The sequence below is a fragment of the Paenibacillus amylolyticus genome (assembly GCF_001570725.1).
In the GTDB taxonomy this organism is placed as follows: domain Bacteria; phylum Bacillota; class Bacilli; order Paenibacillales; family Paenibacillaceae; genus Paenibacillus; species Paenibacillus amylolyticus_A.
Genome location: NZ_BCNV01000014.1, coordinates 39,611 through 52,274, shown reverse-complemented (window position 1 = coordinate 52,274; position 12,664 = coordinate 39,611). Strand labels below are relative to the sequence as shown.

At 43.9% G+C, this 12,664-nt stretch carries 12 protein-coding genes, 1 tRNA gene and 1 rRNA gene; 12 read left to right on the top strand and 2 right to left on the bottom strand.

Annotated elements, in window-relative coordinates:
* The first annotated feature begins 81 nt into the window (after positions 1-81).
* From rrf to PAHA3_RS29435, 12 genes are all read left to right on the top strand, one after another.
* A 5S ribosomal RNA gene (gene rrf / locus PAHA3_RS29485) occupies positions 82-198 on the top strand.
* 401 nt (positions 199-599) lie between these two features.
* On the top strand, positions 600-2,057 hold the full coding sequence (gene guaB, locus PAHA3_RS29480; RefSeq protein ID WP_062838151.1) for an IMP dehydrogenase: 1,458 nt from the start codon (positions 600-602) through the stop codon (positions 2,055-2,057).
* Positions 2,058-2,473: 416 nt separating this feature from the next.
* The gene (locus PAHA3_RS29475) at positions 2,474-3,862 is read left to right on the top strand and encodes a D-alanyl-D-alanine carboxypeptidase family protein (RefSeq protein WP_062838150.1); all 1,389 of its coding nucleotides are present in this window, start codon (positions 2,474-2,476) and stop codon (positions 3,860-3,862) included.
* 218 nt (positions 3,863-4,080) lie between these two features.
* Positions 4,081-4,671, top strand: coding sequence for a pyridoxal 5'-phosphate synthase glutaminase subunit PdxT (gene pdxT, locus PAHA3_RS29470; RefSeq protein ID WP_062838149.1), 591 nt, complete (start codon positions 4,081-4,083; stop codon positions 4,669-4,671).
* Between the two features lie 279 nt (positions 4,672-4,950).
* Positions 4,951-6,234 (top strand): serine--tRNA ligase, encoded by a 1,284-nt coding sequence (gene serS, locus PAHA3_RS29465; protein WP_062838148.1) that lies wholly within the window; start codon positions 4,951-4,953, stop codon positions 6,232-6,234.
* Between the two features lie 194 nt (positions 6,235-6,428).
* Positions 6,429-6,517: transfer RNA gene (locus tag PAHA3_RS29460), tRNA-Ser, on the top strand.
* A gap of 191 nt (positions 6,518-6,708) precedes the next feature.
* Complete coding sequence (locus PAHA3_RS29455) at positions 6,709-7,050, top strand: hypothetical protein (protein ID WP_062838147.1); 342 nt, start codon at positions 6,709-6,711, stop codon at positions 7,048-7,050.
* A gap of 27 nt (positions 7,051-7,077) precedes the next feature.
* On the top strand, positions 7,078-7,254 hold the full coding sequence (locus PAHA3_RS30700; RefSeq protein ID WP_017691325.1) for a hypothetical protein: 177 nt from the start codon (positions 7,078-7,080) through the stop codon (positions 7,252-7,254).
* Between the two features lie 21 nt (positions 7,255-7,275).
* On the top strand, positions 7,276-7,428 hold the full coding sequence (locus PAHA3_RS29450) for a small acid-soluble spore protein P (protein WP_036607296.1): 153 nt from the start codon (positions 7,276-7,278) through the stop codon (positions 7,426-7,428).
* Between the two features lie 233 nt (positions 7,429-7,661).
* Positions 7,662-8,756, top strand: a complete 1,095-nt coding sequence (locus PAHA3_RS29445) for a hypothetical protein (RefSeq protein WP_062838146.1) — start codon at positions 7,662-7,664, stop codon at positions 8,754-8,756.
* Positions 8,757-8,921: 165 nt separating this feature from the next.
* A complete protein-coding gene (locus PAHA3_RS29440) occupies positions 8,922-9,794 on the top strand; it encodes a helix-turn-helix transcriptional regulator (protein WP_062838145.1) in 873 nt (290 codons plus the stop codon).
* A gap of 98 nt (positions 9,795-9,892) precedes the next feature.
* Positions 9,893-10,930 (top strand): ABC transporter substrate-binding protein, encoded by a 1,038-nt coding sequence (locus PAHA3_RS29435; protein WP_062838144.1) that lies wholly within the window; start codon positions 9,893-9,895, stop codon positions 10,928-10,930.
* Positions 10,931-11,054: 124 nt separating this feature from the next.
* On the opposite strand, the gene PAHA3_RS29430 is transcribed toward PAHA3_RS29435, so the two are convergent.
* On the bottom strand, positions 11,055-11,624 hold the full coding sequence (locus PAHA3_RS29430; protein ID WP_062838143.1) for a GNAT family N-acetyltransferase: 570 nt from the start codon (positions 11,622-11,624) through the stop codon (positions 11,055-11,057).
* 240 nt (positions 11,625-11,864) lie between these two features.
* Positions 11,865-12,365 carry a tRNA adenosine(34) deaminase TadA gene (tadA, locus tag PAHA3_RS29425; RefSeq protein WP_062838142.1) on the bottom strand — a complete coding sequence of 167 codons (501 nt, stop codon included), beginning with the start codon at positions 12,363-12,365 and terminating at the stop codon, positions 11,865-11,867.
* Between the last annotated feature and the right edge of the window lie 299 nt (positions 12,366-12,664).

The following is a 12,664-nucleotide window of genomic DNA, read 5'->3' as shown; positions in this document are numbered from 1 at the left end:
ATATGCAAGTTCTGATCGCGTAAGTTTCGTTTCGAATCTAGTTTTCAGAGAACGATCTCTGAATGTAAGCTAAGCTATGCGTTTGGTGGCGATGGCGGAGGGGTTCCACACGTACCCATCCCGAACACGACCGTTAAGCCCTCTAGCGCCGATGGTACTTGGACCGCAGGGTCCTGGGAGAGTAGGACGCCGCCAAGCAATTAACCACTGCCGATGTTATTCGGTGGTGGTTTTTATTTGTTTATAACAGGATATTTGAAGTTCAATACATAGCCTAGAATCAGCAGTTTTATAGCTAATTTGCATCAAACGTCTACGCGAAGAGCCTGGTTTCTATGTATATAGAAAATAAACGTTGCTTAATATGAGTTGGCGTTTTTTTGATATAATGATTAGACTTGTCCGCATGAGAAAAACAGTTGTATTCATCAGACAACACACCTGATATAACCAAGTACTTTTCCTTGACAGTCTAAATATCGCTTTGCTAAGATGGCAATAATAAATTTTTCAGAAAACGTATTTTCGGCGTAAAATACAGCCTGGAATCTTCGGGTTTTGGACCGTAAAGCTGAGCAAACATAAGGAGGAACACTTGCGTGTGGGAAGATAAATTTGGTAAGGAAGGCCTCACCTTTGATGATGTATTGCTAGTGCCACGGAAATCCGAGACACTGCCTAAAGAAGTAGATGTATCTATTCGTTTGAGCGATAGTGTAAAGTTAAACATTCCTTTGATTAGTGCGGGTATGGATACGGTAACTGAAGCGACGTTGGCTATTGCCATTGCACGTGAAGGTGGTATCGGTATTATCCATAAAAATATGTCAGTTGAACAACAGGCAGAAGAAGTAGATCGTGTTAAACGTTCGGAGAGTGGTGTTATTACGAATCCATTCTCACTGACGGCAGATCATCTGGTATCTGATGCGGAAGCAGTAATGGCGAAATATCGGATCTCCGGTGTACCTATTATTGAAGGAGATCAGAAGCTGGTTGGTATTTTGACCAATCGCGATTTGCGTTTTATCCATGATTACGGCATCAAAATTAGCGAAGTCATGACTCGTGAGAATCTGGTTACCGCTCCTGTAGGTACTACACTACAAGAAGCTGAAGGTATCCTTCAGAAGCACAAGATTGAAAAACTTCCATTAGTTGATGAGACAAACACGTTGAAAGGTCTTATCACGATTAAAGATATTGAGAAAGCCATTCAATTCCCTCATGCAGCCAAAGACGCTCAAGGACGTTTGTTGGTTGGTGCAGCGATTGGTATTTCCAAAGATACATTTGAACGTGCAGATGCTTTGGTACAAGCTGGTGTCGACCTGATTACGGTAGACTCGGCTCACGGACACCACATTAATATCATTGAAGCTGTACGTCAGCTTCGTGAACGTTTCCCTAGTCTGACTATCGTTGCAGGTAACGTCGCTACTGGCGCAGCTACTCGTGACTTGATCGAAGCAGGGGCTTCGGTAGTCAAAGTGGGTATTGGTCCAGGTTCGATTTGTACAACACGTGTTATCGCTGGTATTGGTGTACCGCAAGTAACTGCAGTATACGATTGTGCAACAGTGGCACGCGAATATGGAGTTCCGATTATAGCGGATGGCGGAATTAAATATTCTGGTGAAATTACGAAGGCACTGGCTGCAGGCGCACACGCGGTGATGTTGGGAAGTTTGTTTGCCGGCACAGCGGAAAGCCCGGGGGAAACTGAAATCTTCCAAGGACGTAGCTACAAAGTATACCGCGGTATGGGTTCAATGGCTGCAATGAAACAAGGTAGTAAAGATCGTTACTTCCAAGATGATGACAAGAAATTGGTTCCGGAAGGAATCGAAGGTCGTGTCGCTTACAAAGGACCATTGTCTGATACGATCCACCAACTGATTGGTGGTCTGCGTTCGGGTATGGGATACTGTGGTACAAGTAACTTGGAGCAACTTCGTAACGATACAGGTTTTATCCGAATTACAGGTGCGGGACTGCGCGAAAGTCATCCTCATGATGTACAGATTACAAAAGAAGCACCTAACTACTCGTTGTAATACGAAGAGAGTTAATCATTTCCAGGACAGGCTCGGTGATTTTCACCGGGTCTGTCTTTTTTTGCAGATACCCCTGTGATAGAATAGAACAAGCGGTGACGATCCAGGGTTGGATTAAGGCGTTGCGGCGGCTATTTGACGTGAATCTATGAATATGGTTTTGAAAAAGCAAATGGAATGCCAGTAAAGGCTGGCAGCTAAACAGAAGCGCGGACGTCCTTTTACATAAGCATTCGCAAAATGCGGACTAAGTGACAATCGATAACGAACTTTAGGAGCAATAATATTGCTCGTTCGATATAGCGCATATACCACACAACTCATACATCATTGCACAGGTTAGGGAACAAGAAAATTGCAGCTCAAGCTGCACTGAAGCATGTAACAATGCTTTAGATCGAAGGGAGTATTCATCATTGAAAGCCAAACACATGAATAAAAAGAAACGCCAAATGCTCAAAAAGAGCGTAGCCTCGGTAATGCTAATTAACATGCTTTGCATGTCTGCAGTAATGCCGGTTATGGCTGCTGCGGACACCTCTGGTCAGGTTCTAACTGCTGCGGCAACAACAACGAAGACGGAGAAAGCTGTACAGGTGCCTGGGGTAGACTCGCTTGGGCTTGAGGTTAGATCAGCCGTCCTTATGGAAGCCTCAACTGGACAGATTCTGCTCAATGTCGATGCGGATAAAGCTATGCCGCCTGCAAGTATGACTAAGATGATGACAGAGTACATTGTCGCTGAACAAGTCAAACAAGGTAAATTCGGCTGGGATGATATCGTAACTGTTAAAAAGAATGCTGCACAAAGTGTCGGCTCACGTATCTTCTTGGCGGAAGGAGACCAGCACACAGTCAAGGATCTTTATATTGCTATGGCTGTTGGCTCTGCTAATGATGCTACGGTAGCTTTGGCTGAGTATGTTGCAGGTTCGGAAGAAGCTTTCGTGAAAATGATGAATGATGAAGCGAAGCGTATGGGTATGAAAGATACGTTCTTCATTAACTCTTCTGGTCTGGATCGGGCAGATATGCCTGCTGACTTCCGTCCAGCTGAAGACAAGGAAACAGTGATGTCCGCACTGGATGCTGCAATTCTGTGCCGTTATATCATTATGGATCACCCGGACTACAAAGAATTTACAACGATTCAATCCTACAAGTTCCGTCCTAATGATAAAGCGCCCATTATCAACTACAACTGGATGCTGGAAGCGAATAAAAATATAACCAACTTCAAAAGCTATGCCTATGAAGGTCTGGACGGAATGAAAACAGGCCATACCACGAACGCAGGTAATAACTTTACAGGTACAGCGGAACGTAACGGTATGCGTCTCATCAGTGTTGTTATGGGCACAGATTCGGAATCTGCACGTTTCAGAGAAACCAAAAAGGTACTGGACTTTGGATTTAACAACTTTGAAGTAAAACAGGCTGTCGCAGGCAAGACCAAAGTGACGGGCTGGGAAGCTGTACCTTTGAAAAAAGGTAAAGAAACGACCGTTCCTGTTGTAACAGATAATGCGGTAAGTTTCGTTGTTCCCAAGGGTACTCAAAACCTGGATGTGACGTTCAAAGCCAATGTAACTGAGGCTGACCAGCTGGTAGCACCAATTAAGGCAGGTACAAAGGTCGGTACGGTAACGTACACGTATAAAGCAGAGGGAATTGAGCCTCAGGAAAAAACAGTGAACTTGATTACTGCGGAAGAGGCCGATAAAGGCGGATGGTTCCGTCTGTTCTTCCGTGCTGTAAAGGATTTCTTCGTGGATCTCTTTGACGGAATCAAAAACCTGTTCTAACCCTTAGCAAACTTCATGAAAAGAGTATGATCATGATTTTGATGTTTATGTGATCAAATCATTGACAAAATACAAGTTAATCCGACCGGATGGATTGTATATTTACAATTTTTCCGGTAAAATATCAAGTTAGAATTCACGTATGATGAAGCGAAAAAGTCCAATGTTCGTTAACCATATGCAAGATCGTGGCTGGTCAGGAGAAGGAGAATGATCATATGAAGATCGGTGTTTTAGCACTTCAAGGAGCTGTCACAGAGCATATTCGAAGCATTGAACGTGCTGGAGCAGAAGGTGTGGCTATCAAACAGGTTCAGCAATTGCAGGACTTGGATGGTCTTATCCTTCCTGGCGGCGAAAGCACCACAATCGGTAAACTGATGCGCAAGTATGGGTTTATGGATGCGATTCGAGCGTTCGCAGCTGAGGGCAAACCGGTATTTGGTACCTGTGCAGGTTTGATCGTTATGGCTAAACATATTACAGGGCAAGAAGAAGCTCATTTGGAGTTAATGGATATGACTGTATCCCGAAATGCATTTGGACGGCAGAGAGAAAGCTTTGAGACAGACTTGCCAGTCAAAGGCATTGAGGAAACGGTAAGGGCTGTATTTATCCGAGCGCCCTTGATCGAAAGTGTCGGAGACCAGGTGGAGGTTCTCTCCACATACAAGGATGAGATTGTTACTGCTCGTCAGGGGCATTTGCTGGCTTGCTCCTACCATCCGGAGTTGACGGATGACTATCGTCTGCATACTTATTTTGTAGACATGGCCAGATCCTATAAACACACGGTAGACTCTAAATAATGCATGATGTACAACCTATGATCTCCCGGTCATCGGATCACTCCCCCAGAAGCCTTGTAGGGCCGCAGGTTGGCAGTTGCATCTGAACGGATGCCTGATGTTGCCTGTATCTGCTTCATAGCGGGAATCGCAGCGGAGGATGACACCGGGGCATAGGTTGTTTTTTAGGTTACAGGATCCGATAAGTATTATAGTAAGGTATATACATTAGAGTTTTGAGAATGGATTTAACATAAACATAAGGCTTCACTTTGTGAGGTTATTTAGGAGGGTTATATCGTGCTTGATGTGAAAATATTGCGGAATGAGTATGCACGTGTAGAAGAAGCATTGACTAAACGGGGCAAATCGCTGGATCTTGTTGCTGGATTCACCGAGATGGATACCAAGCGTCGGGAACTGCTTCAAGAGAGTGAAACACTGAAGAGTCGTCGAAATACGGTCTCCGCAGAAGTTGCTAGACTGAAGAAGAATCGTGAGAATGCTGATGATCTGATTGTGGAGATGCGTGAAGTCTCTGATCGAATTAAAGCTATGGACGAAGAAGTTCGTGAATTGGAAGTGAAGATCAATGATCTCACCATGGCAATCCCGAACATTCCTAACGAGAGCGTACCCGTTGGAGCTTCTGAAGAGGACAATGTTGAGATTCGTCGTTGGGAAGAGCCTAAGTCCTTTACTTTTGCACCAAAAGCACACTGGGAAATTGCACAGGATCTCGATATCCTTGATTTTGAAGCGGCTGCCAAAGTAACAGGTTCCCGTTTTACCTTTTATAAAGGTCTGGGTGCACGTCTGGAACGTGCATTGATTAACTTCATGATGGATCTGCACAGCGATCAACACGGATATGAAGAGATTCTGCCTCCATACATCGTTAATCGGGATAGCTTGTTTGGAACCGGTCAATTGCCTAAGTTCGAAGAGGATCTGTTCAAGTTGAAAGATACTGAATATTATCTGATTCCTACTGCTGAAGTTCCCGTAACGAACTACCATCGAGAAGAGATTCTGAATGTGGATCAATTGCCTAAGCATTTTGTGGCATACAGCTCTTGTTTCCGCTCTGAAGCCGGTTCGGCTGGACGGGATACACGTGGATTGATTCGTCAGCATCAGTTTAACAAAGTAGAGCTTCTCAAGCTCTCTACTCCGGAAACTTCATATGAAGAGCTGGAGCAAATGACTCAAAATGCGGAGCGTGTGCTTCAATTGTTGGGCTTGCCGTATCGCGTCCTAACATTGTGCACGGCAGATATGGGCTTCACTTCAGCTAAAACGTATGATATTGAAGTATGGTTGCCTGAGAGCAATACCTATCGAGAGATTTCTTCCTGCTCTAACTGTGAGGACTTCCAGGCACGTCGTGCCAATATCCGCTTCCGTAGAGATGCAAAAGCCAAACCGGAATTTGTTCATACATTGAACGGGTCAGGATTGGCCGTTGGACGGACGGTAGCGGCTATTCTGGAGAACTATCAACAGGAAGATGGTACGGTTGTCATTCCTGAAGCATTGCGTCCTTATATGGGCGGTACAAGTGTGATTGCACGTCGCTCTTAAGTAACAGTTAGCTAACCATCCTCATCAAGGGAGTACAATTTCAATCCGTCATTTCTGAATGACGGATTGGAGTGTTTTGTATAACGGGGGCAGTTGTCTGATACGGGATCATAATTTTAATATAAAAAGGTTGCATTATATTATCGAGATGTGGTATGATACTTTTCGTGGCAAGTTTATAAATTAATTTCCCTGGAGAGGTACCGAAGCGGTCATAACGGGGCGGTCTTGAAAACCGTTAGGGGGCAACTCCACGTGGGTTCGAATCCCACCCTCTCCGCCATACTACACTTATAACAAGGATTTGAGCGATATAGCTCAGGTCCTTTTTTGCGTTTATGCACGTGCTAAGTTGTGAGCCATGCAGGTTGGCAGCTGATGTATACGTTGCCCAATACATTGCTATATTTCAATAAGATTGTTATGTATAAAAACATCTTTATCGCCGCACTTTATAGGAGTGGAGGTGGTAAGATGAACCGCGAGTTAAACATCGATCAGACAGAGCTTGTAGGGGCCTGGCAAGAACGTTTGCCCGAAGTCCTGAATGTAGGCGATCAAGCTCAAGTGATGGCTGATGAAGCCGATCAGCAGGCTATTCGGATACACATCGCGACAGCAGGTCACGAGATGTACTCTTTTGATTTCAAATGCGCATATGTCGATTCACGTGAGGTCAGCGTACAGCTGATTGATGTGGAACGGGATGGACGAACGACCGATGAGCGTACAGAACCGATTCAGGAACTGGCTCACGATTATACACGGCACATTCACGAATGCGCTCAGTCGTTACAGTCCCAGACGAGACAATAGCCTGAATTCTGAAGGAGTGAACTTTAATTGACGAAAGCCAAAGCGGGAGTGGACAAAAACCTGCAAAATGTAGTCGATGATCTGGAGCAGCCAGCTGTAAACAGTCATCATGCCCAGCAAATTCAACAAGATATTAATGATCGCCGTCATCAGGATGCACTGAATCATGACAAAACGGAAGATAGGGACCCATCCCATTCCTAACAATGATGAGGGGGCAACATTATGAGCAAACCAAAAACAATTCCCGTACCGGAAGCGCAAGCATCCGAACAGCATCGTCATTCATCCAAACGCTCTTCCATGCAGGAACCACTATCCGGTTCCAAAAAAGTGAAAAATCAAAATCATGTAGATCATCTAAATCCCCAAGGTTAATAGAAGAAACAGATTCACGCAAAAGCCCCTTGTTACCTAACAGGGGGTATTTGCGTATTCATACACAAATAAAGACAGGCACATGCATAATCCCAAACCTTACATAGGTCTTTGTAGCCATTTTAAAGAGGAAAGATCACATTTTTCCCAAATTAGGTTTCGGTATCTGGTGATATGGTATATCATTAAGATTGAATTATTTTTTTGGGGTTATCACGAGAGGAGAGAAACAAATGACTAAACGTATGGGGGCGCTTCTTCTTACGTTGCTGTTGACCGTATCTATGGCCTTGACAGCATGTAGCAGCAAGCAGGAACCAAAAGAGGCATTGAAGACGGCTGCGGCCAATGCTTCCAAACTGACTTCGTATGAAATGAGTTCTAACTTCACTATTAATGAATTGAGCTATAAACCTGGAGATACTTCACAAACGGATCCAACCATGGCTCAATTTATGAGCATGCTGAAGGACGCTCAGTTGAATGTAACAGGTGTATACCAAAGTGAGCCAATGCAGACAGAGATGACTCTTGGCATTGAACTTAAAGGCGACATGGGTATGACCTTTAACATTCCAATGGTGATGACGGCTGAGAAACTCTATGTGAAAGTGCCGAATATTCCGTTCTTCCCGATTCCGGAGAACATTGTTGGAAAATTCTTGGAACTTGACCTGAAAGAACTGGCTGAGCAAGAGGGGACTGAATGGAACCCTGATGCTATGGACGCAGCCAAAACGCAAAAGCTGAGCAACGAAGTCATGGACGCAGTGCTGAGCGAATACGATCAAGCTAAATTCTTCAAAAACCTAGACACCAAAGATGCACAACTTCCTGAAGGTGTAGATGCGAAGCAGGTTGTACAATTCTCGGTGAATAATGACAATGTTAAAGAAGCGGTTACTGTACTGGTAACGAAAGCTATGCCTAAAGTATTGGATATTCTGTCCAAAGAGGAATATCGTGAAATGCTGCAAATGGATCAGGCTGATATCGACAAAGCTAAAGAAGATCTGAAAATCACTGAGGCAGATCAGGCTGAAATGGCTAAAGACTTGGATAAATTGAAAGATGTTCTGACAATTAACCAATTCAACATCGATTTCGCATTGGATAAAAACGACTTCCCGGTATATCAAAAGATGGTCGCTGATGTGCTGATCAAGCCAGAAGGTACAAAAGACGAAGTGAAATTGGCATTTACCGGTTCCAATACGTACACTAAGATTAACGAAAAAGCAGCATTCAAAATCAACATCCCTACTGGCGATGACGTAATTACCATGCAAGAGTTCGAAGAACTGATGAACGCTTCGTACGGATACTAATCTCGTCGAGTCAGTCCAAAGATAAACCGCTTGTTATTCAAGTGAAGGATGATCTCCTTCCGCTTGGGTACAGGCGGTTTTTTTTGTATAAAATTAGAGTCTATACAATGAATGGGACGGAAGATAAACTATTTATAAATGACAGGAGATCAGGGGGAGTACTCGATGATAACACCGGATGAAGAACAGCTTGCTTATGAATTCATTGAGCATCCTGTTCATGTATGTGGGATTTATCGTACTGTATTGCGTGCAGATATGATTTACGATGGGCACCGGGAGAAACGAACAGAAAAAAGTGCTTTGCTGCTGGTGTTACACGGACAAGCAGCGTTTCATTTTACGAATACGGATGGTACAAAATATCTTTATCATATGCAACCAGGCAAGGCTTTTATCGGGGGTAAGAATATGCATCTGGAGATCCATGTCGGAGACAGGAACTTTGAGTATGTATTAGTTCATTTTCTACCGGCAATGCAAAAGGAAGAGGGACTTCATTCATTTCATCCCGATCAGGTCTATGAGCTGCAGATGAGCTTGAATGATTCAGAGTCCCGAGTTCAAGGGGAATTGATGCTTGCTCTTCTTAACGTTGCCTCGAATCCGGGGTACATAAACCAATTGGAGAAACAGACCCTATTTTATCAACTGCTCATCTCGGTATTACGTGGAGCGAGAAGCTCGAGGAATACATCAAGTGGTGCATGGATAGATTCAGCTCAGGAATTCATTCAGCATCAGTATGCTGAACCACTGACGCTTGAAGGTGTTGCTGCTCAATTCGATATGAAACCGAAATACTTTTCACATATGTTTCAAAAATATACGGGGATGGGTCCAATGCGTTATCTGATGCATTATCGTCTGAATCGTGCACAGGAGCTGCTGGAGATCGGAAGTTACACCGTGAAAGAGGTATCTGCTAAGGTAGGTTATGCGGACCCCTACTACTTCAGTCGGGTGTATAAATTGCATAAGGGCTGTGCCCCGTCTGAAGTGAGAAAGATTATGGGACATGGAAAGAATCCATCCTGAATCGGACAGTGTCCATTGTACAGGCGGATATCACTGATATAATTGATAATGATAATTGTTATCATAAATTCGCTGAAGTAATTGGAGGAGCACTAGAGATGCATAGAACAAGATATAAGGGTTGGGTCACGCTTGTTGCAGTATTGAGTTTAGTTTTACTATTGGCTGCCTGCTCGTCGGGTGAAAAAAAATCGGAGCAAACGACAAGTCAAACGGAGCAAAGTGCTACCCGTACAGGTGAGAATTCCGGCTCATCATCTGAATCCGCAGATGAATCGTCTGATAACTATCCACGTACGGTACAGACTGCTCGGGGAGACATGGAAATCAAACAACAACCCCAAAAGATAGCTTTGGCTCATTGGGGATTGAGTGATGATCTGCTCGTATTTGATCTGGATTCCGTGGCTATCACGCTTCCTTTTACAGAAGATCAATCGTTATTGAAAAGTGACTTGTACAAACCTTATGTTGAAAACAAAAACACGATTGATATCGTGGGTGAGAATACACAAGTGAATCTGGAGGCATTACTTGCTTATGAACCGGATTTGATTATTGCCGGCAATGAGACGAACAAGGACATTCTGGAGCAACTCGATCAGATCGCACCCACTGTTGTACTGGATGAGACCAAGCAGGATGTATTCAAGGAATGGCGTAAAGTCATTACAGATCTGGGGCAGATTTTGGGACAGGAAGAAACAGCTGTACAGTATATTAATGATTTTGATCAAAAACTTGCAGATGGCAAAAGCGAGCTTCAATCTATTGAAGGAACAGTTGCATTCATGCAGGTTCGTGAAAAACAGGCTTATCTTCAAGGTGCCGACTATATCACGGAATATTATGATGGTCTGGGACTAACGCCTCCGTCCACAGAGGCTGGAGAGCTTACATTGGAAGGGATTGCGAAGCTCGACCCGGATTATCTATTTTTGGGGTACTTCAATATGGAAGATCCATCTCTGTCTGCTGTAACGGATGAATGGGAGAAAAGCGCTGTCTGGAAAGGACTCAAGGCAGTGAAGAATGGGCATGTTTATAAGATAAATGGACAGGTGGCCTTTGGTTTTGGACCGGTTAGTAAGTCTTACGGCGTAGAGCAAATAACGAATAGTTTGAAAGCCCAATAAAAAAAGTGCCATACGAATAAAACCGCACTCTTCCCTAACTAGTAGGGTAGTGCGGTTTCGTATTTTGAATTTGTATATTGTTGAATTGGAAATGTAGACGGTTGTGAGGATAAGCTTCTTCTTATTAGTTTGCAAGTTCGTCCAAGTCTTCAGCAAGTACAGCATAGATCTGATGATCCTGATATTTGCCGTTGATCTTGAGATATTTGCGAGCAGTACCTTCAACCTGAAATCCGTTCTTCTCAAGTACTCGCTGCGAACCTTTGTTGGTGGGTAATACTGCAGCCTGAATCCGATTTAACTTCAGCGCACGGAAGCCATAAGCTACGGCCAGTTTAACCGCTGCTGTCATTCGTCCGCCGCCCTGATAATCCGGATGGATAAAGTAACCCATATCAGCATAATTGGCAACGCCCAATACAACATTGTTGATACTTACTTGTCCAATCAGCAGGCTGTCTTTAATGGTATAGATTCCAAATTGATATCCTGTACCTTCTTCTGCTGCTTTGACCCGATCCTCAATCCGCCGAGTCTGAGCATCCAGTGTATAAAAATCATTCTCTCGCACGGGTTCTACAGCTTGATATGGGACACGTGTGACCTGAATCAGGTCCAGATAGGATTGTGTATCCTGAGATGTGAGCAACCGAAGGCTTATGCCATTGGCTGTATCATAGAGTGTTAGTGCCATTGCAGCACACTTCCTTTCCAATTGGAATGTTCGTAGTGCTATATGAATTGAACTAAAGAATATTACACTTGCCACTCCGATGACAGAACAACCTTCCGATCGCTGTTATCCCCCGATTTTTCGATTCTATATTATAGAGGTGGAAATCTGGGGATAAAGGCGAACGCGTTGCTTCTTCAGGTCATTTCTGTCCTCTACGTTCTCGTGTAAATGTTTAGTTTCAATTTATATAGTTTATTTTTATTTTTTACGCAGACGTCTGAAAAATTGAGTCAGCATCGTGGAGCATTCAGGCTGAAGAATATCCGCAAGAACTTCGGTACGATGGTTAAAACGAGGTTCTTGCAGCAGGTTCATCAGTGTACCTGCACAGCCGGCCTTGGGATCAGCCGTACCATAGATGACGCGGGGGACTCTGGATTGTACAATTGCACCTGCGCACATCGGACAAGGTTCCAGTGTGACGTACAGAGAACAGTCCAATAAACGCCAAGCTCCAATGGTCTCGCTGGCCTGACGGATAGCTACCATCTCTGCATGGGCGGTGGAATCCAGCGTAGTTTCACGCAGGTTGTATCCTCGACCAATGATTTGGTTGTTTTGTACGATTACAGCTCCGATCGGAACTTCCCCAAGAGCCTCAGCTTTGTAGGCTTCGGTAATAGCCTCCCGCATCCAGTGCTCATGCTGAGCTTCCTCAGATAATTGCGCAAGATCAGTCTGGAGAGAATGGTCAGTCATTACAATATAACTCCTTCCAAAATCGTTTATTCAGCGAACAAGCATTCGGGTTGTTAACATGTTGTGTATAGAATTGTGGATAACCGTGTAGTTGCTCACATAGTTATAAACAAACTATCCACAAGCCTGTGGATTTGTGGATAAATATAGTGATTAATTTCATTGTAGAGTTCAAAAAGACAAGAAACAACGAATTTCGAGCTTTTCAGCCAAGCGGTAACTTTTGGACAAGGGTCAATTATCCTTTTCAAAAAGACATACAAGCGTTATGATGGATATAGGTTTTGCCATATATCGCC